The organism is Streptomyces sp. NPDC041784 (assembly GCF_055591025.1).
The window spans coordinates 133,086-157,784 of sequence record NZ_JBVJAB010000014.1; the positions used below are offsets into that span (position 1 = coordinate 133,086).

Annotated in this window: 20 protein-coding genes; 11 read left to right on the forward strand and 9 right to left on the reverse strand. The window is 73.2% G+C overall.

Annotated elements, in window-relative coordinates; translation table 11 throughout:
- Nucleotides 1–36: 36 nt before the first annotated feature.
- Together ACZ6D7_RS28325 and ACZ6D7_RS28330 are read right to left on the reverse strand one after the other, a co-directional pair.
- On the reverse strand, nt 37–1,554 hold the full coding sequence (locus ACZ6D7_RS28325) for a M23 family metallopeptidase (protein WP_469496510.1): 1,518 nt from the start codon (nt 1,552–1,554) through the stop codon (nt 37–39).
- 220 nt (nt 1,555–1,774) lie between these two features.
- Nucleotides 1,775–2,677: an esterase/lipase family protein gene (locus ACZ6D7_RS28330; protein ID WP_469496513.1), complete on the reverse strand. Its 903-nt coding sequence runs from the start codon at nt 2,675–2,677 to the stop codon at nt 1,775–1,777.
- A 491-nt stretch (nt 2,678–3,168) separates the two neighbouring features.
- Between ACZ6D7_RS28330 and ACZ6D7_RS28335 the strand changes: the two genes are divergently transcribed.
- The gene (locus ACZ6D7_RS28335) at nt 3,169–3,585 is read left to right on the forward strand and encodes a cobalamin B12-binding domain-containing protein (RefSeq protein WP_469496825.1); all 417 of its coding nucleotides are present in this window, start codon (nt 3,169–3,171) and stop codon (nt 3,583–3,585) included.
- Here ACZ6D7_RS28335 and ACZ6D7_RS28340 read toward each other — a convergent pair.
- Both ACZ6D7_RS28340 and ACZ6D7_RS28345 read right to left on the reverse strand, forming a co-directional pair.
- Nucleotides 3,563–5,449 carry a DUF5691 domain-containing protein gene (locus ACZ6D7_RS28340; RefSeq protein ID WP_469496515.1) on the reverse strand — a complete coding sequence of 629 codons (1,887 nt, stop codon included), beginning with the start codon at nt 5,447–5,449 and terminating at the stop codon, nt 3,563–3,565. The genes ACZ6D7_RS28335 and ACZ6D7_RS28340 overlap by 23 nt on opposite strands.
- Nucleotides 5,450–5,475: 26 nt before the next feature.
- Nucleotides 5,476–6,858: an SWIM zinc finger family protein gene (locus tag ACZ6D7_RS28345; protein ID WP_469496517.1), complete on the reverse strand. Its 1,383-nt coding sequence runs from the start codon at nt 6,856–6,858 to the stop codon at nt 5,476–5,478.
- A 157-nt stretch (nt 6,859–7,015) separates the two neighbouring features.
- On the opposite strand from ACZ6D7_RS28345, the gene ACZ6D7_RS28350 reads away from it, so the two are divergent.
- From ACZ6D7_RS28350 to sucD, 7 genes are all read left to right on the forward strand, one after another.
- Nucleotides 7,016–8,146, forward strand: a complete 1,131-nt coding sequence (locus tag ACZ6D7_RS28350; RefSeq protein WP_469496521.1) for an ATP-binding protein — start codon at nt 7,016–7,018, stop codon at nt 8,144–8,146.
- A 110-nt stretch (nt 8,147–8,256) separates the two neighbouring features.
- On the forward strand, nt 8,257–10,884 hold the full coding sequence (locus tag ACZ6D7_RS28355) for a DUF5682 family protein (RefSeq protein ID WP_469496524.1): 2,628 nt from the start codon (nt 8,257–8,259) through the stop codon (nt 10,882–10,884).
- Nucleotides 10,885–10,901: 17 nt separating this feature from the next.
- Nucleotides 10,902–12,077 (forward strand): VWA domain-containing protein, encoded by a 1,176-nt coding sequence (locus ACZ6D7_RS28360; RefSeq protein ID WP_469496526.1) that lies wholly within the window; start codon nt 10,902–10,904, stop codon nt 12,075–12,077.
- A gap of 200 nt (nt 12,078–12,277) precedes the next feature.
- On the forward strand, nt 12,278–12,865 hold the full coding sequence (locus ACZ6D7_RS28365) for a hypothetical protein (protein ID WP_469496529.1): 588 nt from the start codon (nt 12,278–12,280) through the stop codon (nt 12,863–12,865).
- 1 nt (nt 12,866) lies between these two features.
- Entirely contained in the window at nt 12,867–13,154 is a 288-nt protein-coding gene (locus ACZ6D7_RS28370) for a hypothetical protein (RefSeq protein ID WP_469496532.1), read from the forward strand.
- 557 nt (nt 13,155–13,711) lie between these two features.
- Nucleotides 13,712–14,890: an ADP-forming succinate--CoA ligase subunit beta gene (gene sucC / locus ACZ6D7_RS28375; protein WP_469496535.1), complete on the forward strand. Its 1,179-nt coding sequence runs from the start codon at nt 13,712–13,714 to the stop codon at nt 14,888–14,890.
- Nucleotides 14,891–14,911: 21 nt separating this feature from the next.
- Nucleotides 14,912–15,796 (forward strand): succinate--CoA ligase subunit alpha, encoded by an 885-nt coding sequence (sucD, locus tag ACZ6D7_RS28380; protein ID WP_363118531.1) that lies wholly within the window; start codon nt 14,912–14,914, stop codon nt 15,794–15,796.
- Between the two features lie 175 nt (nt 15,797–15,971).
- Here sucD and ACZ6D7_RS28385 read toward each other — a convergent pair whose 3' ends face one another.
- On the reverse strand, nt 15,972–17,132 hold the full coding sequence (locus ACZ6D7_RS28385) for a helix-turn-helix domain-containing protein (protein ID WP_469496538.1): 1,161 nt from the start codon (nt 17,130–17,132) through the stop codon (nt 15,972–15,974).
- A gap of 96 nt (nt 17,133–17,228) precedes the next feature.
- Between ACZ6D7_RS28385 and ACZ6D7_RS28390 the strand changes: the two genes are divergently transcribed.
- Entirely contained in the window at nt 17,229–19,007 is a 1,779-nt protein-coding gene (locus tag ACZ6D7_RS28390; RefSeq protein WP_469496540.1) for a cell division protein PerM, read from the forward strand.
- Between the two features lie 209 nt (nt 19,008–19,216).
- Here ACZ6D7_RS28390 and ACZ6D7_RS28395 read toward each other — a convergent pair whose 3' ends face one another.
- The 3 genes from ACZ6D7_RS28395 to ACZ6D7_RS28405 form a co-directional block, all read right to left on the reverse strand.
- Entirely contained in the window at nt 19,217–20,140 is a 924-nt protein-coding gene (locus ACZ6D7_RS28395) for an RNA polymerase sigma-70 factor (protein WP_469496543.1), read from the reverse strand.
- A 32-nt stretch (nt 20,141–20,172) separates the two neighbouring features.
- Nucleotides 20,173–20,556, reverse strand: a complete 384-nt coding sequence (locus tag ACZ6D7_RS28400; RefSeq protein ID WP_469496545.1) for a DoxX family protein — start codon at nt 20,554–20,556, stop codon at nt 20,173–20,175.
- Between the two features lie 150 nt (nt 20,557–20,706).
- The gene (locus ACZ6D7_RS28405) at nt 20,707–21,555 is read right to left on the reverse strand and encodes a hypothetical protein (protein ID WP_469496547.1); all 849 of its coding nucleotides are present in this window, start codon (nt 21,553–21,555) and stop codon (nt 20,707–20,709) included.
- A gap of 281 nt (nt 21,556–21,836) precedes the next feature.
- Here ACZ6D7_RS28405 and purN point away from each other — a divergent pair, with 281 nt between their 5' ends.
- Nucleotides 21,837–22,478, forward strand: coding sequence for a phosphoribosylglycinamide formyltransferase (gene purN, locus ACZ6D7_RS28410; RefSeq protein ID WP_469496550.1), 642 nt, complete (start codon nt 21,837–21,839; stop codon nt 22,476–22,478).
- On the forward strand, nt 22,475–24,052 hold the full coding sequence (purH, locus tag ACZ6D7_RS28415) for a bifunctional phosphoribosylaminoimidazolecarboxamide formyltransferase/IMP cyclohydrolase (protein WP_469496552.1): 1,578 nt from the start codon (nt 22,475–22,477) through the stop codon (nt 24,050–24,052). Before purN ends, purH begins: the two co-directional genes overlap by 4 nt.
- Nucleotides 24,053–24,217: 165 nt before the next feature.
- Here the strand turns inward: purH and ACZ6D7_RS28420 are convergent, their stop codons facing one another.
- On the reverse strand, nt 24,218–24,682 hold the full coding sequence (locus ACZ6D7_RS28420) for a hypothetical protein (protein WP_469496554.1): 465 nt from the start codon (nt 24,680–24,682) through the stop codon (nt 24,218–24,220).
- Nucleotides 24,683–24,699: the final 17 nt, after the last annotated feature.

The window sequence follows — 24,699 nt, forward strand, 5'->3', positions numbered from 1 at the left end:
CCCGCCTCGAACAGCGGGGGCTCACCGGGAAGTCGTCTACGTCGGGTCCAGCCCGTGGCTGCGCAGCCACGACAGCGGGTCTATCGCCGACCCGCCGGCCGGCCGGACCTCGAAGTGCAGGTGCGGGCCGGTGGAGTTGCCGGAGTTGCCGGAGTACGCGACCGGGTCGCCGGCCTTCACGGTCGTACCGGAGGCGACGCGGTAGGTGGAGAGGTGGCAGTACCAGGTCTCCGTGCCGTCCTTCGCCGTCACGATCAGCATGTTGCCGTAGGCGCTGTTCCACTGCGTCCGTACGGTGCCGTCGGTCGCCGCCAGCACCGTCGTGCCGTAGGCCACGGGGAAGTCGATGCCGGTGTGCTGGGACATCCAGTTGATGCCGGACTGGCCGAAGTAGGCGCTGAGTCCGCGCTGGGAGACCGGCACGGCGTACTTGGGGCGCAGCCGCTCCTTGCGGGCGGCCTCGGCGGCCGCCTTCTTCTTCTCGGCCTCCTGCTGCGCCTTGAGGTCGATACGTTCCTGCGTACGGCTGACCCGGTCGCCGAAGTCGTCGGCCTCGGCGCTGAGCGTCTCGAGCTGGGCGTCCAGCTTGTTGTTGGCGGCGGACGGTTTCACCGCCTGCGCGTCGGAGGCGGACGCCGTGGTGTCTTTCTCGTCGCCGCTGGCCAGGGGGCCGACCGAGGCGGCGGCGATCCCGGCGACGCCCATCACACAGGCCGAGGGCACGGCCACGGTCAGCAGCGCGGAGCGCCTCGCGGGCGGCCGGCGGCGGGAACGGCTCGCGGCGCGGGCGGCGACACGCGAGGAGGGCGCGGGGGCGGCCTCCTCCTGGTCGTCGAGAAGGGGCAGCTCGGAGACGGCGGGCAGCTCGCCGGTGGCGGCCGACTCGCCGCCGTCCGGGGCGGGTTCGTCGTAGCCGACCTGCTCGAACGTGGCGGTGGCCTGCTGGTCGAAGGGGACCTCGGCCGACTGCTCGTACTCCTCCGCAGCCGTGGCGCCGGCGGCGGACGCGGTGTTCTCGCCGCCGTCGGCGTTCCACTGCGTGGCGTCGTACGCGCCGGTGTCGAAGGCCTGCGAGCCCCATTCCCAGTGCTGGGTCTGGTCGGCCGGGCCGGACTGGTCGGGCTGGAGCCAGGCGCTCGCGTCCCACTGACCGCTGGTGTCGGGCGCCGAGCCCTGCGGCGGGATCGTGGCCAGCGGCTGTCCGTCGGCGGACCAGCCGGTCGTGTCGTACGCGCCCGTGTCGTAGGCGGCGTGGTGCTGGGCCGCGTACGGGTCGTAGTTCAGGGTCTGGTGGCTGCCCGTGTCGAGGGTCTGGTGGCCGCCGGTGTTCCACTGCGCGCTGTCGTACGCGCCGGTGGCGGAGCCGTCGTCCGGGAGGCTGCCGAAGAGGGGGTCGGCCGCGAAGTTGCCGGTGACGTGCGCCCCGGTGTCGAAGGCGCCTGTGACGTACCCGTTGTCGTACGAGGTGAAGCCTTCGTACGGGGCTTCCTGTTGCGTGCCGTACGACGTGAAGTGCGCCGAGGCGGCGTCAGAAGCCGGGGCCGGGGTGGTCATGCTCCCCGACGGGTGACGGTCGTTCACCAACTTCTCTTTCGCCGACAACAGGGGCTGCCAGAGCAGTGCGGCGACTGTACCCGGCGGTACGCGGGCACGACAATCTTCCGCAGGTTTCGTGCTCGGGGGAAAGGGGCATTCGGCCCTGTTTCGGGGAAGGGCGGGCACGGGTTTTGGCTCTATGTTCGAAGAGTGTTCGAGGGTGGAGGGGCTGGAGCCGTCACGCAACCGTCAGACCGTCGGCGGACGGCGCGGTTTCCCTGTCCTCCTGTGCGGAGTCGAGGGCCTGCCGTATGCCCGTCGCGACGGCCGGGTGGACGGGCAGGGCGAGATGTCCGATACCGGTCACCCGGATGTTCTGCGTCAGCAGATCGGGGTGGTCGATACGGGCGGTCTCCAGCGGGTCCATCAGATGGTCGAGGTCGCTCCAGAAGCTGACGAAGCGCGTACGGCAGCCGGGCGCGGGCCGGGACAGCTCCTCGATGACCTCCGAGCCGGGGCGCATCTGGCGCACGATCGGGTGCGCGTTCGCCAGCGGCGCCACCCGGGTGCCGGAATGCGGGGTGCCGAGGGTGACCAGCGTCCGCACCCGCACGTCACCGCCCAGCCGCTGCGCGTAGTAGCGGGCGATCAGGCCGCCGAGGCTGTGCCCGACCACATCCACCCGGCTGCTGCCGGTGCGGGCGCAGATCTCCTCGATGTGCCGGCCGAGCAGCTCGGCCGCGGTACGGATGTCGCAGGTCAGCGGGGAGTAGTTGAGCGACTCCACCCGGTGCCTGCCGTGCTGGGCGAGGCTGCGGCGCAGCAGCACGAAAACGGAGCGGTTGTCGATGAAGCCGTGCAGGAGGACCACCGGGGGCGGGGCCTGCGTAGGCAGCGGCGCCGGATCGCCGGTGCCCGTGCCCGTGGTCGTGCCCTCGCCCGACGGCAGCGCGGACCTGCGCTCCTGGGCGATGCCGGAGGGGTAGAGGAGGAGGTGACCGGCGAGGATCGCGATCTCCAGGGCCGTCGCCTTCAGGAGCGCCGCGGAGAGTCCGACCAGTCTGACCGGCAGGGCCGGCAGGCTCGGCAGCAGTCGCTGACACAACGGGAGAAAGGGCTCCAGCGCCCGGGTGACCTGCATGGCCGACCTCCTGTCGGCACGCGGACGACCGCTCCGTCCCCCGTGTGCCCTCGTGGAAGTCGCGGAGGAGGCCGGCCCGGGCGCGACCGCCGTACGTGGAGCGAGCCCGGTGGGTGACGGGGGCCGGAAGTACGACGCCCCTTGCACCTCCGACGTGCCGAGGATCCCTGGCGACCAGGCTCCCCGCCGTCGTGCCTTGCCTGCCCTGCGTGCCGATCGTGCCTGTGCCGATGCGCCGTACCGCCGCGGCGCGCGGCCTGCGGCGCGGCGGTACGGCGACCTCGTGCGGCTCCCGTGTGCGGCTGTTCCCCCGTGGCGCGGGCGAACAGTGCGCGGTGAAGTTGTCCCATCGTGTGATTTCCCCCTCGGTCCGCGCCATGAAACTGCCGGTTGCGGGATGCTGGAGATAACGTTCGTTCACTTCCCCGGGCGGTGTGGCGCGGGGTGGTCCGTCCGTCGAGGATGGACGGAGTCGCTTCATGGAGGCAGTGATGGGTGTGGCAGCCGGTCCGATCCGCGTGGTGGTCGCCAAGCCGGGGCTCGACGGCCACGATCGCGGGGCCAAGGTGATCGCGCGGGCGCTGCGCGACGCCGGTATGGAGGTCATCTACACCGGCCTCCACCAGACCCCCGAGCAGGTCGTCGACACGGCGATCCAGGAGGACGCCGACGCGATCGGCCTCTCCATCCTCTCCGGGGCGCACAACACGCTCTTCGCCGCAGTGATCGACCTCCTCAAGGAGCGGGACGCGGCCGACATCCTCGTCTTCGGCGGCGGGATCATCCCCGAGGCGGACATCCCGCCGCTGAAGGAGAAGGGCGTCGCCGAGATCTTCACCCCGGGGGCGACGACGGCGTCGATCGTGGACTGGGTCCGCACGAACGTCAGGCAGCCGGCCGGGGCGTAGGCGTCGGTAGGGGGTGCGGGGGGTCGGGATCGCCGGGTTCCGGGTCGCCGGTTCCCGGACGGTCGGCTCGCGGATCTTCGGTTCTCGGACGGTCGGTTCTCGGATCGTCGGTTCTCGGACGGTCGGTTCTCGGACGGTCGGTTCTCGGATCGTCGGTTCTCGGACGGTCGGTTCCCGGGTCGCCTGCTCCCGGGTCGCCTGCTCCCGGGTCGTCGGCTTCCGGATCGTCGGTTCCCGTGTCGAGTTCCGCGCTCATCACCGCCCGCAGCCGCAGTGTCGACCCCAGCCGCTGGAACGCCTCCGCCCAGTAGCTCCCGGCGCCCGGTGACGCATCCTCCGGTTCGTCCGGCACGGCCAGCAGGCCGTCCAGGCGGGAGGCCTCCGACGGGTCCAGACAGCGCTCGGCCAGGCCCATCACACCGCTGAAGCTCCACGGATAACTGCCCGCGTCCCGGGCGATGTTGAGCGCGTCCACCACTGCCCGGCCGAGCGGCTCGGCCCACGGGACCGCGCACACCCCGAGCAGCTGGAACGCCTCCGACAGACCGTGCGCCGCGATGAACCCGGCCACCCACGCGGCCCGCTCGCCCACCGGCAGCGTGCCCAGCAGCTTCGCCCGCTCGGCGAGCGAGACCGCGCCCGGACCGCCCGCCCCGGGCGCCGACGGCACCCCGAGCAGCGCCCGCGACCAGCCCGCGTCCCGCTGCCGTACGGCCGCCCGGCACCACGCCGCGTGCACCTCGCCCAGCCAGTCGTCCGCCACCGGCAGCGCCAGGATCTCCTCCGGCGTACGGCCGCCCAGCCGCGCCGGCCAGGCGGTGAGCGGCGCCGACTCCACCAACTGCCCGAGCCACCACGACCGTTCGCCACGACCGGCCGGCGGCTTGGGGGCCACGCCGTCGCGCTCCATGGCCGCGTCGCACTCGTGGGGCGCCTCCACCACGATCGTCGGCGTGTCCCGTGTGCGGTCGACGGCCACGCACGCACCGGCCCGCGCCGCCATCCGCGCGGCGAGCGCCGACCCCGGCAGCGCCGACAGCAGCTCCGCCGCCGTCGCCCGTACGCTGCGACTGCGGTCGGCCAGCGCCTGCTCCAGGAACGGCTCGTCCCGCGCGCCGAGGCCGGTGCGCAGCGAGTCGAGGAACATCAGCCGGTCCTCGGCACGCTCGGTCGGCCAGGTGGCGGCGAGCAGCTCGCGCGCCGCGTCCGGGTCGCGGGCCCGCAGCGACGCCAGAAGGGCGACCCGCTCGGCGAACAGGCCCTCCTGCCAGAGCTTCTCGACCCGCTCGGTCTCCTCCGGGCGGGGCAGAGCGCCGTCCGCGCCCGGCGCCGCGCGCAGTGCGAACCGCCAGTCCGGGTTCAGCCGGGCCAGCCACAGGGCGCGCGGCCCCGCGAACTCCAGTGCCGCCGGGCGCAGGTCCGTACGCGCGCGTGCCGCGTCGAGCAGCGCGGGCAGGGATTCGGCGGGCGGTGCGAACCCGCGCGTGTTCGCCGCCTGGAGCCACTGCGGCAGCAGCTCCATGAGGTCCGGCGCGGTGCCTCTGCGACCGGCTCCGCCGGTGCCGGGGCGGTCGGCCAGCAGCACCGCGAGTCTGCGGGCGGCGGCCGGGGGCAGCGCCCGGCGTGGGTCGGTGGGTGCCGGCTCCGGGCGCGGCGCGGCCCGCCCCGGCCGCAGCCCGGCCCGCCGTCGTACGGTCTCGGCGGCCGCCGCGTCCAGCAGCGCGGCCGGCGCCGCGCGGCCACGGGCGGCGCCCGGAGGCGTACGGCGGTCCGTGCCGAGGAGGGCCGCGGTGAGCAGCTCGTCCCAGGGGGCGGGGGTGGGGGCGGCGGGTGCCGGAGTCGAGGGTGTCGGGGTGCCGGTCATGTGGATGTGGGTCCCCTCCGTCGCGTTCACAGACGTACCGCCTCTCCCGCCCCCGGCGGCCAGGCCGTGAGCGGGGTGAAGCCCCGGTGGCCGCACTCGCCGAAGACCTTGACGGGGGCACCGCCCGAGAGGGCGACCAGGCGCCACAGACCGGAGCGGCCGGCCGGGCCCGGGGTGAGCGGCAGGGCCGTGTCACCGTCGGCGTCGGCCAGCTGCCAGGTGTCGCCGTCCGGCGTCGGAACGACGTCGTCCAGCGTCACCGGGACGGACTCCTGCCAGGGGTCGTCGCGCAGGGCCTCGCCGTAAAGGGCGGCCGCCCCGGCCGTTGTCGTACCTGGCGGACGGGCCCTGGTCGGTACGGGCGGGGCGAACCGCTCACCCAGCGCCGCCCGTTGCCGCCCGGTCCCCGGGTGGGCGGACAGCTCGGCGTCCAGGGCCAGGCCGACCGGCAGGGTGAGGTCGGGGGCGCGGCCGGCGGCGCCGTAGGACAGGACGAGGGCCGTGCGGCCCGTGGTGGTGCCGTGGAGCCAGATGCGACGGGTCGTCAGCTTCGGGTCCGCCGTGTCGTACTGGGCGAGAACCAGCCAGTAATCGCGGACCGGCCGGCCGGCCGGTGACGACGGCAGGCCGACGCGGGTGCGGACCGTGGTCGCCAAGGCCCCCGGCAGCCGCTCGCGGTGCAGCCAGCCCTGGCCGAGGAGATGGAGCAGCGCGCACTCCTCCAGCAGCCGCTCCGGCCAGTCGGGACCGGACGCCGGGATGGAACCCAACTTCCGTACCCGCGCGGCCAGTCCGGGCGCCTGGGCGTCGACCATGCGGGCGGCGGTCTCCTCCCACAGGCCGTACCCCGCCTGCTCGGCCGTGGCCAGACCGGAACGCAGGAGGTCGGCCAGGCGCTGCTCCAACTCCGTCGCCCCCGCCGTGATCCGCTCGGCGCGCCGCTCCGCTCTTTTGCGCGCCGCCTCCGGATCGGCGGGACCCGAACTCTCGCCCCCCGCCGGGCCTTCTGCCTCCTTGTCCCCGTTCTCCCCTTGCTCCCGCGGGCGCCTGCGACGCGCCGCGAGGTACTCCTCGGCCCAGTCCGGCGCCTGCCCCGTCGGCACCGACTCCTCCCCCTCCGACCAGAGCAGGAGCAGCCCGAGGGCGTGTTTGCACGGGAACCTGCGGCTCGGACAGGCGCAGTCGTACACCGGGCCGGAGGCGCCGTGCGGGTCCGTGGTGTCGACGACCGTGCGATACGGCGCGCCGCCGCTGCCTTGGCACAGCCCCCACACCGCCCCCTCCCGCGAACAGCCCAGGCCGGACCACGGCCCGGCCACGCCGAGTTTGCTTCCCGCTTTGCGTGACACGGAGTCAGGCGCCAGGGCCAGCACCTGGTCCGCCGTCCAGCGCACCTCCTGCTGAGTCATGCCATCGAAGGTAGATCCTCCCACTGACAATCGGCCCCGCAGGCTTCCCCGCCGGCACCCTCGCCACGGCGTTTCCGCAGGTCAGATCGCGTTGTCAGTGGCGTGGTGCACGGTGGACACCAGATCCGAACCGGCCGAGCTGGAGGGGACCTCAGCCATGTCCGTGTCCGTAGACCCGTTGTTCCTGAAACCCGCTCAGCAGCAGTCGGCGCAGGCGTTGCGACCGCATGCCGAGCACGCCTTCGCCGCCGAACTCACCGCGCTCGCCGCGCAGGACGACCGCCCGCGCCCGCCCCGCTGGAGGCTGTCGCCCTGGGCCGTCGCCACCTACCTGCTCGGCGGCACCCTGCCGGACGGCACGGTGATCACACCGAAGTACGTGGGCCCGCGCCGCCTCGTCGAGGTCGCCGTCACCACCCTCGCCACCGACCGCGCCCTGCTCCTGCTCGGTGTGCCCGGCACCGCCAAGACGTGGGTCTCCGAACACCTGGCCGCGGCGGTCAGCGGAGACTCGACCCTGCTGGTCCAGGGCACCGCCGGCACCCCCGAGGAGGCCATCCGCTACGGCTGGAACTACGCGCAGTTGCTGGCGAACGGCCCGAGCCGGGACGCCCTCGTCCCCAGCCCGGTCATGCGGGCCATGGCGGAGGGCAGGACGGTCCGGGTGGAGGAGCTGACCCGCATTCCGGCGGACGTCCAGGACACCCTCATCACCATCCTGTCGGAGAAGGCACTGCCCATACCGGAGCTGGGCGAGGAGGTGCAGGCGGTCCGCGGTTTCAACCTCGTCGCCACCGCCAACGACCGGGACCGCGGGATCAACGAGCTGTCCAGCGCCCTGCGCCGCCGCTTCAACACGGTGGTGCTGCCGCTGCCGGAGAGCGTCGAGGCCGAGGTCGACATCGTCGCCCGCCGTGTCGACCAGATGGGCCGCTCCCTCGACCTGCCGGCCGCGCCGGACGGCATCGACGAGATCCGCCGCGTGGTCACCGTCTTCCGTGAACTGCGCGACGGGATCACCTCCGACGGCCGGACGAAGGTGAAGTCGCCCAGCGGCACGCTGTCCACCGCCGAGGCCATCTCGGTCGTCACCGGCGGCCTCGCGCTCGCCGCGCACTTCGGTGACGGCGTGCTGCGGGCGGGCGACGTCGCCGCGGGGATCCTCGGCGCGGTCGTCCGCGATCCGGCGGCCGACCGGCTGGTCTGGCAGGAGTACCTGGAAGCGGTGGTCCGCGAGCGCGACGGATGGACGGACTTCTACCGGGCCTGCCGCGAGGTGAGCGGGTGACCGCCGCCCGCGCGGGCGGATCAGCGGGAGAAGAAACAGGAGCAGAAGTAGGAGCTGGAGCAGAAGCAGGGGCTGGAGCAGAAGCAGGGGCTGGAGAAGGAGGGGGAAGGATGACGGGGGTTCAGGAGACCGGCGGCCAGGGTGTCGACCGGCGGGACGACGACACACGCTGGCCGTTCCTGCTCGGGGTGCGGCACCACGGGCCGGGGTCGGCACGGGCGGTCCGGGCGGCGCTGGCCGCCGCCCGGCCCCGGGCCGTGCTGATCGAGGGACCGCCCGAGGCCGACGCGCTGATCCCGCTGGCCGCCGACCCGGACATGCGGCCGCCGGTCGCCCTGCTCGCCCACGCCGTCGACGAACCCGGCCGCTCCGCGTTCTGGCCGATGGCCGAGTTCTCCCCGGAGTGGGTCGCCCTCCGCTGGGCCCTGGAGCACGGCGTGCCCGCCCGTTTCATCGACCTGCCGGCCACCCACACGTTGGCGTGGGCGGGAGAGGAGGACGTAGGAGCCGAGGGGGAATCGACGCGGACGGAGACAGAGGCGGGGGCCGAGGCGGAGGCGGGGACAGGTGCGGAGACGGGCGCGCGTGCACGGGCGCGTGCCGGCGGTCTTCGGATCGATCCGCTCGGCACGCTCGCCACGATCGCCGGATACGACGACGCCGAGCGCTGGTGGGAGGACGTCGTCGAGCACCGCGGGGCGGGCGCGGGGGACCCGTTTGCGCCGTTCGCCGCGCTGGAGGAGGCCATGGGGGCGCTCCGGGAGACGGCGTACGGCGACGAGGGGCACGTCGACGAGGGGGATGTCGACGAGGGGAACGGCCGCGACCTGGTGCGGGAGGCGTACATGCGTCTTCAGGTGCGGGCGGCGTGCAGGGAGTTCGGGGACGACGGGGTGGCCGTGGTGTGCGGGGCGTGGCATGTGCCCGCCCTGCGCCGGAGGACCGCCGTCGCCGCCGACCGGGCGCTGCTCAAGGGGCTGGCGAAGGTCAGGACGGACCTGACCTGGGTGCCGTGGACGCACCGCAGGCTGGCGCGGGCCGGGGGATACGGGGCGGGCATCGACTCGCCCGGCTGGTACGCACATCTGTTCGGTGTGCCGGACCGGCCGGTCGAGCGCTGGCTGATCAAGGTGGCGGGGCTGCTGCGGGAGGAGGACCGGATCGTCTCCCCGGCCCATGTCATCGAGGCGGTCCGGCTGGCGGAGACGCTCGCCGCGCTGCGCGGCAGGCCGCTGCCCGGCCTGAGCGAGACGACCGACGCCGTGCGGGCGGTGCTGTGCGAGGGCTCGGACGTGCCACTGGCGCTGGTGCGCGACCGGCTCGTGGTCGGGGACGTACTGGGGGAGGTCCCGGCCGGGGCGCCGGCGGTGCCGTTGCAGCGCGACCTGAGCCGGCTTCAGCGCCGACTGCGGCTCAAACCGGAGGCGGCCGAGCGCGAGCTGGAGCTGGATCTGCGCAAGGAGACCGACGCCGAGCGCGGCAGACTCCTGCACCGGCTGCGGCTGCTGGGCGTCGCGTGGGGCGAACCGGCCGTCGCACGCAGCGGCACGGGCACGTTCCGGGAGACGTGGCGGCTGCGCTGGGAGCCCGAGCTGTCCGTGCGGGTCGCCGAGGCCGGGGTGTGGGGGACGACCGTACTGGCCGCGGCGACCGCCAGGGCCGAGGCCGACGCGGTCGCCGCGCGGGGCCTCGCCGAGGTGACCGCGCTCGCCGAGCGCTGTCTGCTGGCCGGACTGGCGGAGGCGCTCCCCGCCGTGATGCGGATCCTCGCCGACCGGGCGGCCCTCGACACGGACGTCGGCCATCTCGCCCAGGCCCTGCCCGCCCTGGTCCGCTCCCTGCGCTACGGCGATGTGCGCGGCACAGACACCGGCGCACTGGCGGAGGTCGCCGCGGGCCTCGCCGAGCGGATCTTCGTCGGCCTGCCCCCGGCCTGCGCCGCCTTGGACGGCGACGCGGCAGAGGAGATGCGCCGCCATGTGGACGCCGTGCACGGGGCAGTGGGGCTGCTGGAGGAGACGGTCGCTGAGGGGGTGACCGACGGGCTGACCGACGGGGTGACCGGGGCGGCCGATGAGCCGACCGACACGGCGGGGGGTATGGCACGGGACGCGGGGCGGGATCCGGCATGGGGCGACGGGACCGGTCCGGCCGTCCCGGCCGCAGGGGTTCGGCCAGGGACCGGGCTGCGGGGGCGCTGGCGCGGGGTGCTGCGGGTGCTGGCCGGGCGGGAGCGGGTGCCGGGGGTGCTGCGGGGGCGTGCCGTGCGGCTGTTGCTGGACGACGGGGAACTGGACCACGAGGAGGCGGCGCGGCTCATGGGGCTCGCCCTGTCGCCGGGGACGCCGCCGGGGGACGCGGCCGCGTGGATCGAGGGCTTCGTCGGGGGCGGGGCCGGGGGCGGGCTGCTGCTCGTGCACGACGAGCGGCTGCTCGCACTGGTCGACGGGTGGCTCACCCGGGTGCCGGCGGAGGCGTTCACGGATGTGCTGCCGCTGCTGCGGAGGACGTTCTCGGCGTACGAGGCGGCGGTGCGCAGAACACTCGGTGAGCTGGTCCGGCGGGGGCCGGGGGAGCGGGTGAGCGGGGGCGGGACCGGGCCCGGGGCACGGGGGTTCGCGGGTGGGCTCGACAGGGAGCGGGCGGACGCCGTGCTGCCGGTGGTGCGGCTGCTGCTCGGACTGGACGACGGAGGAGGACCCGGTGGCGACGGCGAGCTGGTGGGGGTGGCGACATGACGGCGGGAGGTGGCGACATGACGGCGACTGAGCCGACACCGCTGGACGACGCCGGGCGGGAGCGGCTGCGGCGCTGGCGGCTGGTGCTCGGCGGTGACGCGGCGGACGGCACCGGACACGGTCTGTCCGGGCGGGACACGGCGATGGACGGCGCGCTCACCGCGCTCTACGGCAACGGGGAGAAGCCCCGTGCGGGGCGGGACCGTTCGGCGGGGCTCGGGGCGTCGGCGCCCTCCGTGGCGCGGTGGCTCGGGGACATCCGGACGTACTTCCCCTCCTCTGTCGTCCAGGTCATGCAGCGCGACGCCATCGACCGGCTCGGGCTGGCCGCGCTGCTGCTGGAGCCGGAGATGCTGGCGGCGGTGGAGGCCGACGTGCACCTCGTCGGCACGCTGCTCTCCCTCAACAAGGCGATGCCGGAAACGACGAAGGAGACGGCGCGGGCCGTCGTCCGCAAGGTCGTGGACGACTTGGAGAAGCGGCTCGCCGCCCGCACCCGGGCCACGCTCACGGGCGCCCTCGACCGCAGCGCGCGCATCGCCCGCCCGCGCCACCGCGACATCGACTGGAACCGTACGATCGCCGCCAACCTCAAGCACTATCTGCCCGAGTACGGGACGGTCGTGCCGGAGCGGATCGTCGGGTACGGGCGGGCGTCGCGGTCCGTGAAGAAGGAGGTCGTCCTCTGTGTCGACCAGTCGGGATCGATGGCGGCATCGGTGGTGTACGCGTCGGTGTTCGGGGCGGTGCTGGCGTCGATGCGGTCGATCAGCACACGGCTGGTGGTGTTCGACGCGGCGGTCGTCGATCTCACCGAGCAGCTGGCCGACCCCGTCGACGTGCTCTTCGGTACCCAGCTCGGCGGCGGTACGGACATCAACCGGGCGCTCGCGTACTGCCAGTCGAGAATCAGCCGTCCCGCCGAGACGGTCGTGGTCCTCATCAGCGACCTGTACGAGGGCGGCATACGGAACGAGATGCTGAAACGGGTCGCGGCGCTGAAGGCGTCCGGGGTGCAGTTCGTCGCGCTGCTCGCGCTGTCGGACGAAGGGGCGCCCGCCTACGACCGGGAGCACGCGGCCGCGCTCGCGGCACTGGGCGTACCGGCGTTCGCCTGCACGCCCGAGCTCTTCCCGGAGGTGATGGCGGCGGCGATCGAGAGACGCCCCCTGCCCGTGCCGGACACCGTGTGACACGGTGACGCCGTGTGATGCGGGCGCCGGTGAACTGGATCCGGCCGACCTGACCACCCATCGGCAGGGGAGGGGTTGCGCGACCTCGGGATCCGCGTGCGAGGATCGACGCCGCGCCGCGCCGCGACACGGGTTTCCCTCGCTGTCCGTGCCGCCGCCTCCGACGTTTCCGCCGTAGTCGTACGGGAGGATCCTCCCTCTTGACCTCGCGAGCCGCTCTACCCGTTGCCGCGTTGCGCGTCCTGCGCACGGCGGCCGGACGGCGTGCGCTGCAACTGACTTTGCTGGTGGGCGGGTTGTTCGCGCTCGGGTTCCTCTGCGGGGAGGAGGCGCGGGCGGCGGAAGGGGTTACGGGAGCGCCGGTGGCGCCGGTGGCCGTAACGGTCCATGGGGCGGCGCAGGCGCAGGTGCCGTCGGATCTGTCGGACCTCACGGACCTGGCCGACCTGACGGATCTGACGGATCTGACCGAGCTCGACGGCTTGACCGACGTTCCGGATGTTCCGGACCTTCGAGGTCTTCCAGAACTCCCGCCGCTGTCGGTGCGCACACTTCCGCTGCCCGTCCCGCAGGCGCCCGAGCCCGGGTCCGAGCCCGGGGCCGTGGTGCCGCCGGCTCCGGACGGGCACGCGGCCGGGGACGGGAAGGCGATCAACGCGGGGCACTCGAAGCCGCGCGGGTCGTCCGTGTCGCCCCCGTTGTCCCCCGCGCCCTACGGCCCCGTCGCTTCCGTCATCCGCGACGTGCCCGACGTGCCCGACGTGACCGACGTGACCGAACGTGACTGACGTGACCGACTTGCGTGCGGTCTCGCAGACCCCCGTTTCCGTCGCCCGTACCGGCCAGGTGCCGCCGCGTCGAGGGCCGGCTGGTGATCCCAGCGGCGTGTTGGGGCGGGCGGTCGTTCTCGACGGCGGTGTGTCGCGGCACGGTGAGGCGCACGCCGTCACGTCGCACCACCGGGTGCGCCTGTTGCTCGCGCCCGGCGGGGTCGTGCGTTCCGAGGTGGCCGAGACCAGGGCCGGTCCCGCCGCCCGGCGGGACAGGTACCGGGACATTCCGGTCTTCCCCGGCTAGATCAGGGCGGCCTTCCCCGTCGTAGACCTGCCGCGCGAGTGGAGCAGGTCTGCCCGCCCGCCCGGAGATTCCGTCTCCGGTGCCGAAACGTCCACGCCTCGCTGATCGCAACCGCTCCGGCCGCACGCAATGTCTGTGCCGGAGTGAGGGCGAGCGAACGACTTCGTGAGGCGGGCGGCCCCGGACGGCCGAAAGCCGTCGGTTCGTCCGGCCGAAACCTCATGGAGGGGGGCGAGGAGTCCCCATTGGGGTGGGGATTCACCGCCCTGCGCCCCTGAGGGGCTCAAGGGGCCTCACCGGGTCAACCCCAACCCGGTGAGGCCCCGCACGAGCGGCACGCCGTGCCAGTGAGGGCGACATCATGTGACAGGTATCACCGCTCAGGTGTGACCCGCGATTTAGAGGCCTCCGGGAAGCAGGGATAACCTGCGAGACGGACATGCCGCGCGCTCGGACACCGTGTGCGCCCCCCTTGTGACACGCGGACGTCACGTTGCCCATCGCGGCACGCCCACGCATCCAACGAACCGCGAGATCACTGATAGGGACGGAAGCGCGTGGACCTGTTCGAGTACCAGGCGAGGGACCTCTTCGCCAAGCACGATGTACCGGTGCTGGCCGGTGAAGTCATCGACACGCCTGAGGCGGCCCGCGCAGCCACCGAGCGTCTTGGTGGCAAGTCCGTCGTCAAGGCCCAGGTGAAGGTCGGCGGCCGTGGCAAGGCCGGTGGCGTGAAGCTCGCCGCCACCCCGGACGAGGCCGTCGCCCGCGCGACGGACATCCTCGGCATGGACATCAAGGGCCACACGGTCCACAAGGTGATGATCGCCGAGACGGCCCCGGAGATCCTGGAGGAGTACTACGTCTCCTTCCTCCTCGACCGTGCCAACCGCACCTTCCTCTCCATCGCGTCCGTCGAGGGCGGCATGGAGATCGAGGAGGTGGCGGCCACCCGTCCGGAGGCCGTCGCCAAGACGCCGATCGACGCCAACGTGGGCGTGACCCCCGAGGTCGCCCGCCAGATCGTCGAGGCCGCGAACTTCCCGGCCGAGGTCGCCGACAAGGTCGAGAACGTCCTGGTCACCCTGTGGAAGACCTTCATCGAAGAGGACGCCCTCCTCGTCGAGGTCAACCCGCTGGCCAAGGTCGCCTCCGGTGACGTCATCGCCCTGGACGGCAAGGTCTCCCTGGACGAGAACGCCGAGTTCCGTCAGCCCGGGCACGAGGCCCTCCAGGACAAGGCGTCGGCCAACCCGCTCGAGGCCGCCGCCAAGGAGAAGAACCTCAACTACGTCAAGCTCGACGGTGAGGTCGGCATCATCGGCAACGGCGCGGGTCTCGTCATGAGCACCCTGGACGTCGTCGCGTACGCCGGTGAGAACCACGGTGGCGTCAAGCCCGCCAACTTCCTCGACATCGGTGGCGGCGCCTCCGCCGCCGTCATGGCGAACGGCCTGGAGATCATCCTCGGCGACCCGGACGTCAAGTCCGTGTTCGTCAACGTCTTCGGTGGCATCACCGCCTGTGACGAGGTCGCCAACGGCATCGTGCAGGCCCTGCAGCTCCTCGAGGACCGCGGCGAGGAAGTCACCAAGCCGCTGGTCGTGCGTCTGGACGGCAACAACGCCGAGCTGGGTCGTCAGATCCTCTCCGACGCCAACCACCCGCTGGTCCAGCGCGTGGACACCATGGACGGCGCGGCCGACAAGGCCGCCGAGCTCGCGGCTGCGAAGTAAGGAAGAGGGACTCAGACAGCCATGGCTATCTTCCTCAACAAGGACAGCAAGGTCATCGTCCAGGGCATGACCGGTGCCACGGGCATGAAGCACACCAAGCTCATGCTGGCCGACGGCACGAACATCGTCGGTGGCGTGAACCCCCGCAAGGCGGGCACCTCCGTCGACATCGACGGCACCGAGATCCCGGTCTTCGGCACGGTCGCCGAGGCGATCGAGAAGACGGGCGCCAACGTGTCCGTCCTCTTCGTGCCGCCGGCCTTCGCCAAGGCCGCCGTCGTCGAGGCGATCGACGCGGAGATCCCCCTCGCGGTCGTCATCACCGAGGGCATCGCCGTCCACGACTCGGCCGCGTTCTACGCGTACGCCGTGTCGAAGGGCAACAAGACCCGGATCATCGGCCCGAACTGCCCGGGTCTGATCACCCCCGGTCAGTCGAACGCCGGCATCATCCCCGGCGACATCACGAAGCCGGGCCGTATCGGCCTGGTCTCGAAGTCCGGCACGCTGACGTACCAGATGATGTACGAGCTGCGGGACATCGGCTTCTCGTCCGCCGTCGGCATCGGTGGCGACCCGGTCATCGGTACGACCCACATCGACGCGCTCGCCGCGTTCGAGGCCGACCCCGACACCGACCTGATCGTGATGATCGGTGAGATCGGTGGCGACGCCGAGGAGCGGGCCGCGGCCTTCATCAAGGAGAACGTGAAGAAGCCGGTCGTCGGCTACGTCGCGGGCTTCACCGCGCCCGAGGGCAAGACCATGGGCCACGCCGGCGCCATCGTCTCCGGTTCCTCCGGCACGGCCGCCGCGAAGAAGGAGGCCCTCGAGGCCGCCGGCGTCAAGGTCGGCAAGACGCCGACCGAGACGGCGAAGCTGGCGCGCGAGATCCTCGCCGGCTGACCTTCCTGACGTATGTCGGTGGGCCCGTTCCCCTGGGTGGGGGGCGGGCCCACCGCCGTTTCCCGGCGCGCTTCCGAAGGCGCTTCCGAAAGGCGACTGCGGAACGTTCCCGAAAGGCGACTGCGGAACGTTCCCGACAGGCGACTGCGGAACGTTTCCGACAGGAACACGTTTCCTAGCGTGCTTCCGGGATCAGCCGTTCCGGGCCGTGCGCCGTCTCCGAGCGCAGCTTGCTCCGCAGCTTCAGTTTCTTGTCCGACAGCGTGCCGGGGGCGGCCCGTGGGGGGATGCCCTGCACGGTCTCGCCGGGGGGTACCGGGGGCTGGTACTGCGTGGGAGCCGTGCGCAGGGTGAGTGCGGTGGCGCCGATGATCGTGACGGTGAAGGCGATCGCCGCGCGGGTCCAGAAGCGCGCCCGCCGCTCACTGCCCATGCGCACGGCCGGCGGTTTGGGGGCGCGCAGCCGTTCGACGGACGCCACCTCCGCGAGCCGCCGGTGCAGCGCGGCGGGGTCGGCCAGTGCGGGCAGGCGCGCGGCGATCGCCTGGCGCGCGTGCAGCAGTCGGCTCGCCGTGGCCGGCGTGCTCGCCTCCGTCTCCGCCGCGGTCTCCGGCAGCCCGAGCCCCACCCCGTCGTACAGCAGCAGCGTGCGGCGGTACGACGGCGGGAGCGCCAGGAGTACGTCGAGCAAGGCGCGGTCGGCCGCGTCGGCGGGCGGTGGTTCGGGGTGGCGGTATCGGGGGCGGAACCGGTGCCAGGGGGAGAGCGCGTACTCGTACGCCGTCGCCCGCACCCAGCTCGCCGGGTCGGGGTCGACGGCCACCTCGGGCCAGCGCTGCCAGGCGATCTGGAAGGCCCGCTCGACCGACTCGCGCGCGAGCTCGCGGCGGCCGGAGAGGAGGTAGGTCTGGCGGACGAGGGCGGGGGCGCAGAAGGCGTAGAGGGCGTCGAAGGCCTGAGCGGGGGACAGAAAGGTGGCGGGGTGCGCGCGTTCGACGGGCACGCGGGGGGTGGTGGGTGTGACGCCCGTCGGTGGGGCCGACGGCTGGTGCCTCCCCGTCCGGCCCGCCGCCGGACGAGGGGTGGATTCCGCCACCTGAGTGGCCGCCGGGACCCCGGTCGGGTCCGTCGACGGGGTGGTCAGGGCGGCCAGGAGGTGCGCGTACGCCTCCCCCTTCCGCCCGCGCGGAGTGGTACGGCCCGACTCCCATGCACGCACCGTCTCCCGGGTGACGCCCACCTGCGCGGCGACCTGAGCCTGAGTCAAGGCGCCCGCCTCACGCAGGCGTCGGCGCTCCTTGGGCGGCGGAAGCGGGGTGGCAGGGCGCTGCGTCACAGGAAGCCCTTCCGTACAAAAAAGTACATAAACGTATATTGAGTGACACGGCGGAGGTTCGCCTGTTACGGCGGTAAAGCGCGTGTCGTTGGGACCATGGCGGGCGTGATCCTGATGAGCGCTCGCCGGCCGTCGTTGTCGCCCCTGCTCGCCCGGTTGCTCGCCCGGTTGCGCGACCGGTCTCCCGGGCTGGCCGCCGGCCTCCTGGGCGGTGTGCTGGCGGCCGGGCTGGGGCTGGGGTCGTTCGCCGCGCTCGTGATGGTGCTGTGGATCAGTTCGCCCTATCCGGACAGCGGGCCGGGCGGGGCGCTGCATGTCGCCGCCGCGCTGTGGCTGCTGGCCCACGGGGCGGAGCTGGTGCGGACCGAAACGCTGTCCGGGGCGGCGGCGCCGGTGGGGGTCACGCCGTTGCTGTTGCTGGTGCTGCCGGTGTGGCTGGTGCATCGGGCCGCACGGGACGCGGTCGACAGGGATGGCGGGCACGACAGGGACGACAGGGACGGCAGGGCTGGCGGGGCCGGCGGGGCCGGCGGGGGTGGTGGGGGTGGTGGGGTCGTCGGCGGTGCGGAGCGGCCGGGCGTCGTGGTGGGGGCGCGGACGGTGTGGGCGGGGGTGGTCGTCGGGTATCTCGCCGTGGCGGCGGGGGCTGCCTCCTACGCGGCCGCCGGTGTGCTGCGGCCGTCGTGGATGTGGGCGGGCGTGTGTGTGCCGGGGGTCGCCGTGCTGGCGGCCGGGGCGGGGGTGTGGACGGGCTGCGGGCGCCCCTGGGGCGCCCTGGTGCGGGCGCTGCCGCGCGGGGTACGGCGGTACGTGCTCGGGGAGTGGGTCGGGGCGGGGGTGCGGGCGGCCGGCGCCGGGGCGGCGGTGCTGGTCGGAGGCGGGGCGTTGCTGGTGGCGGCGTCGTCGGTGTGGCACATGGGGGCGGCCCGGGGGGCGTTCCTGCAGCTGACCGAGGGGTGGTCGGGGCGGTTCGCGGTGCTGCTGCTGTGTGTGGCGCTCGTGCCGAACGCGGCCGTGTGGGCTGCGGCGTACGCGCTCGGGCCGGGGTATGTGCTCGGGGCCGGGCATGTGGTGGATCCGCTGGTCTCGGATCCGGCGCCGCTGCTGCCGCCGTTTCCGCTGCTGGCGGCGGTGCCGGAGGCGGGTGCGGGCGGCGTGTGGAACTGGGCCGCCGGGGTCGTGCCGGTGGTGGCCGGGGCGACGGTGGGGGTGTTCGTGGCCAGGGCCGGGGCGTTGCCGGGGGGCGGCGAGGGCTGCTGGTCGCGCCGGCGGACGGTGGGCGTCGTGGTGGCGGCGGGGGTGGGGTGCGGGGTGTTGGTCGGGGCGCTCGCGGGGTTGGCGGGCGGGCCGTTGGGGGTCGGGGCGTTGGCCCGGTTCGGGCCGGTGTGGTGGCAGGCGGGGGGCGCGATGGTTCTGTGGGCCGTGGGGGTGGGGGTGCCGGTGGGGTTGTGGGCGCGATGGAGGCAGGGGCGGACATGGGTGCCGGACACTTCTTGGCGGACGGCGGGGGTCGGGCAGCCGGAGCGGGAGACGCGTGGGGGCCGCGGTGACGGCGACGGGGTTCCGCTCGGCGGCGACGGGGTTCCGCTCGGCAGTGACGAGGTTCTGCACGGCGATGACGGGTTCGGCTTCGAGCCGTACGACTTCGTGGAGGTGGACGACGAGCCGGACGGGCCCGTGTGGCACGGGAACGCGGCTCGGGAGGCGCGGTGGGCGGCGCTGCGGGAGGTGGGGGAAGGTGCGCCGGGGGGCACGGGGAACGCAGGGAACGCAGAGACCACAGGGAAAACAGGGGACACGGGGAGCCCAGGGGACACGGGGAACACAGGGAACACAGGGGACACCGAGAACGAGGGCGCGGCGCCGCCGCGGTGACGGCCGGCACGGCATCGCGGGCGCCCGCATCGCCCGCATCGCCCGCATCGCGGCCGCCCTGGGCGTCGCGCATGGCGGCGCCCCTGAGGGAGCTCTTCGCGGCCGCCTCCGTCACCCCACCCCACCCCGCCCCACCCCACCCCACCCCGCCCCACCCCACCCGACCGCGCTGCTCGGAGAGGGCGAGGTGGCAGGCGAAGCTCTCGGGGTCAGTTCGGCCGGCGGTGGGAGCGCCGCAGTTCGTGGTCGACGGCCCAGGCGTCCGCCACGGGGCCGATGTGGGTGAGCTTGTCGGGGTTGATCACCGCGCGGATCGCGTGGATCCGGCCGTCGAGTATGTCGAGCGCCAGGGCGTGGAGCACCTTGCCGTCGCGGTCGCGGAAGATCGCGCCCGGCTGCCCGTTGACCTCGTGCGGTGCGAACGTGACGTCGATCCGGGCCATCCGGGGGAAGACGGAGGCCAGCAGCCGGGCCACGTTCTCGGCACCGACGACGGCCCTGGCCAGCTGAGGGGCCTTGCCGCCGCCGTCGCCGACCAGCGACACGTCCGCGGCGAGCAGGTCCCGCAGTTCGGCGACATCGCCTTCGCGGAGCGCGTCGAAGAACCGTGACGCCAATTCCTCCCGCTCCTTGCGGTCGGCCTCGAAGCGGGGCCGGCCAGCCGCCATATGGCGCCGCGCCCGCACCGCGAGCTGGCGGCACGCGGCCTCCGAGCGACCCACCGCCGACGCGACCTCGGGAAAGTCGAAATCGAACACGTCCCGCAGGACGAAGACCGCTCGCTCGAGCGGGCTGAGCCGCTCCAGCAGCAACAGGGCCGCCATCGACACGGAGTCCGCCAGCTCCGCCGACCGCGCCGGATCCTCGTAGGGGTCGGCGAGCAGCGGCTCGGGGAACCACGGCCCGACGTACCGCTCCCGCCGGACGCGCGCCGAGCGCAGCACGTCGATCGAGATCCGGGTCACCGTGGCCGAGAGGTAGGCCTTGACCGATCTGGGCCGGGTCGCGGAGGCCTCGAAGCGCAGCCAGGTCTCCTGGACCGCGTCCTCGGCCTCGCTCACGCCGCCCAGGATCCGGTAGGCGATCGAGAACAGCAGCGGCCGCAGCTCCTGGAATTCCTCGGTCCTGTTCACGTCGACGGCTCCCCCCTTCTGGTCACGCGGCATCACGCGGTGAAGGACTCGGGGCCGAAGCGGCCCCACGCGACGAACGCCGCGCACGCGAGATAGGTCAGGTTCAGCACCACGAACGCGGATTCGCCGCGGCGGCCGTGGGTGATCATCGCGCCGACCATCAGCAGAATCCAGCAGAAGGCGGTCGCCGGCACCAGAACCGGTGCGATGCCGAGCGCGGCGGGCAGGATCAGGCCCGCCGCGGCCAGCAGCTCCAGGACGCCGAGCGTCTTGACGAAGGCGACGCCGAAGTCGCCGGTCCAGCCCCCGCCGTGCATCCCGGCCAGCGTCTCCTTGGGCACGAACGACTTGCTGATGCCGCCGGCCAGGGCCACTACGGCCAGCAGCCCGGCAACGATCCACAGCGCGAGGTGCATCGTCCACTCCTTGATCGGGGAATGCCTGCACCTCGTACGACGAGACAGCGGCCCCGCCTGTGACATCCCGGCCCGCGCTCAGGGGCCCACCCCCCGAGAAGCCCCGGGGAATCTGCGAGGAACCTCCGGCAGACCCCCGAGAAGCACCCCTCAGGTGTTCGCCCCCAGGATCCCCTTCAGTTCCTTCGGGAGCAGGTCGCTGCAGGACTGCTTCGCCTCGTTGGTGAGGGCGTCGTCCGTGCAGGTGTAGTAGTCGCGGTAGACGAGCTGCGCGGTGAAGGTGACCGCCACCAGGAGCAGGGCCAGCGACGCCGTGACGATGCCGCTGATCGCGGCGGTGGTCTGGGGGCGGCCCGTGGGCTCGGCGGGTGCCGGGCTGGTGGGGTCGGGCGTGCGGGGCTTGGCGCGCAGGGCGCCGATGCCCCAGTTCAGGGCGAGGGCGCCGAGCAGTAGGGCCACGTACGGCCAGCCGAAGAGGGCGAAGAAGAAGGCCCACATGCCGCACAGCAGCGCGTAGCGCGCCTTGCGCTGGGCCGGGTCCTTGGGGTCCCAGCGTGAGGTGGGGCCGCCCTGGCCGCCGCCCTGGCTGCCGGGCCCACCGGGACCGCCGCCCTCGGGACCGGAGCCGGGCCGCTCACCGAAACCGCCGCCGGGCGCGCGGCCGGGCTGCTGGTCGCTCCACTGACCGCCCCAGGGGGAGTGACCCCCCTGACCGCCCTGACCCCCCTGACCGCCCTGAGGCCCCTGGCCACCCTGAGGTCCCTGGCCGCCCTGCCCGCCGTGTCCGCCCTGCCCCTCGGCGGAGCCGTTCCCGCCGGACGGGTGCCTCGGCCGCCAGGGGCGGTCCGGGGTGCCCTCCGGGGGCGGGGCGAAGGGGTTGTCGTCCTGCGGGGCGTCGGGCGGTGAGCCGGGGCGCTCGCGCAGCAGCAGGGCGCCGCGCTCTCCTCCCGGCAGGTACTGCGGGGGGAGCGTGTGGAGTCGCAGGCTGCGGTCCGGCATCAACTGAGCGTCTTCCCCTAGGTGAATACGACTGTCTGACATGAGCTGTCACTTTCGGAACGCGCCGCACGGCGACCGCGTTCCCGATCCCGCTCCTCGCAGACGCTACCTTCCGGCCACGCCCCCGTCCCGTGGGGGCCGCCCCGTGTGCCGGTATCGTTGCTGACGGTCGGCTGCTTCGTAGGCTTCCCCGTATCCGGGGGCCCGATGCATTCGTACGAACGTACAAAACGTCGTACGGCCCGGCCGTACGAACGCTTCCCCGAGAAAGGGTCACCACCGTGGCCGCCAAGCCCGTGGCCAAGCCCGTGGCCAAGCGCCTCGTCGTGCTGGTTTCCGGATCCGGTACGAACCTCCAGGCGCTCCTCGACGAGATCGCCTCCACCGGTGTCGACGCCTACGGCGCCGAGATCGTGGCCGTCGGAGCCGATCGCGAGGGCATCGAGGGGCTCGCCCGGGCCGAGCGCGCCGGGATCCCGACCTTCGTGCGCAAGGTCAAGGACTACGAGACACGGGACGCGTGGGACGCCGCCCTCACCGAGGCCGTCGACGCCCACGCGCCGGACCTCGTCGTCTCCGCCGGGTTCATGAAGATCGTCGGGAAGGAGTTCCTGGCGCGGTTCGGCGGGCGGTTCGTGAACACGCACCCCGCCCTGCTGCCGAGTTTCCCGGGGGCCCACGGCGTGCGGGACGCGCTCGCGTACGGCGCCCGGGTCACCGGCTGCACCGTCCACTTCGTCGACGACGGCGTCGACACCGGACCGATCATCGCCCAGGGCGTGGTCGAGGTCCGGGACGAGGACGACGAGAGCGCTCTGCACGAGCGCATCAAGGAAGTCGAGCGAAGGCTGCTCGTCGAGGTCGTGGGGCGGCTCGCCCGCAACGGCTATCGCATTGAGGGACGAAAGGTAGTTATCCAGTGACCGCCCAGACCACCGACAGCAGCTCCCAGCGGGCGATCCGGCGTGCGCTCGTCAGCGTCTACGACAAGACGGGTCTCGAGGAGCTGGCCCGTGGGCTGCACGAGGCCGGTGTCGAGCTGGTGTCGACCGGCTCCACCGCCTCCCGTATCGCCGCCGCCGGCGTCCCCGTCACCAAGGTCGAGGAGCTGACCGGCTTCCCCGAGTGCCTGGACGGCCGCGTCAAGACCCTGCACCCCAAGGTCCACGCCGGCATCCTCGCCGACCTGCGGCTCGAGGACCACCGCCGTCAGCTGGAAGAGCTGGGCGTCGAGCCGTTCGACCTGGTCGTCGTGAACCTCTACCCGTTCCGCGAGACCGTCGCCTCCGGTGCCTCGCCCGACGAGTGCGTCGAGCAGATCGACATCGGCGGGCCGTCCATGGTGCGCGCCGCCGCCAAGAACCACCCGTCGGTGGCCGTCGTGACCAGCCCGGCCCGCTACGGCGATGTCCTCGCCGCGGTCGCCGAGGGCGGTTTCGACCTCGCCGCCCGCAAGCGGCTGGCCGCCGAGGCCTTCCAGCACACGGCCGCCTACGACGTCGCCGTCGCCTCCTGGTTCGCCTCCTCCTACGCCCCCGTGGACGAGTCGCGGTTCCCCGACTTCCTCGGCGCCACCTGGGAGCGCGAGAACACCCTGCGCTACGGCGAGAACCCGCACCAGCCGGCCGCGCTCTACGTCGACGGCACGGGCGCCGGTCTCGCGGTCGCCGAGCAGCTGCACGGCAAGGAGATGTCCTACAACAACTACACGGACACGGACGCCGCCCGCCGTGCCGCGTACGACCACGACGAGCCGGCCGTCGCCATCATCAAGCACGCCAACCCGTGCGGTATCGCGGTCGGCGCGGACGTCGCCGAGGCGCACCGCAAGGCGCACGCCTGTGACCCGCTGTCGGCCTTCGGCGGGGTCATCGCCGTGAACCGGCCGGTCAGCAAGGAGATGGCGGAGCAGGTCGCGGAGATCTTCACCGAGGTCATCGTGGCGCCCGACTACGAGGAGGGGGCCCTGGAGGCCCTCGCCAAGAAGAAGAACATCCGGGTGCTGAAGGCGCCGGGCGCGCCCGCCAACCCGGTCGAGGTCAAGCCCGTCGACGGCGGTGTCCTGCTCCAGGTCACCGACCGGCTCCAGGCGGACGGCGACGACCCGGCGAACTGGACCCTGGCCACCGGCGAGGCGCTCGGCGCCGAGGAGCTGGCCGAGCTGTCCTTCGCCTGGAAGGCCTGCCGGGCCGTGAAGTCCAACGCGATCCTGCTCGCCAAGGACGGTGCCTCGGTCGGCGTCGGCATGGGCCAGGTCAACCGGGTCGACTCCGCGAAGCTCGCCGTCGAGCGGGCCGGCGAGGAGCGGGCGCGCGGCTCCTACGCTGCCTCCGACGCGTTCTTCCCCTTCCCGGACGGGCTGGAGATCCTTGTCGAGGCCGGGGTCAAGGCCGTCGTCCAGCCGGGCGGTTCGGTCCGTGACGAGCTGGTGGTCGAGGCCGCGAAGAAGGCGGGCGTCACCATGTACTTCACCGGGACGCGGCACTTCTTCCACTGATCGCACGCACGGGAACGGGCGGTCCGGCATCCCGCCGGACCGCCCGTTCCCGCGGCCCCGTCTCCGCCGCCCCCCGTACGGCGGTCACGCGGGACGCCGCCCCGGAGCGGCGAGGTGCGGGCGGCCCCGGGTGGGGCCGGGACCGCCCGCACCGGTCGGCGGGGGTCAGGTCAGCCACACGTTGCAGCTGCTGACCCACCTGTGCGAGCGGATGTTGTTGTCCGCGCTCTCGCCGTTGCTGAACGAGTTGTCGGACAGGTCGTCGGCGAAGTACTCGTAGGGGGACAGACAGGCGTACCCGGCCTGGTACTCCTGGATGAACCAGAACTCCACGACGTCGTTGCCGCCGGTGTAGCCGGCGTTCATGACGGACGACGCCTTGTCCCAGGCGTTGGTGAAGCCGCCGCCGTCCGTGCTCCAGTCGGAGTCGCTGCCCGCGGTGACGCCCAGCAGGGTGCCCTGGCAGTCGTAGCCGTCCCAGGCGTAGACGTTGCCGTTGCGGCCCGGCCACTTGCTGTTGCAGACGGTGGCCTGGGCGCCGGTGTCGGCCGCCTGGGCGGTCGTCGCCGGTACGACCGTCCCGAGCGCGGTCAGGCCGACCACCGCCGCCGTGATGGCGAACTTGCGCATGGTGTTCCCCTCGTTTC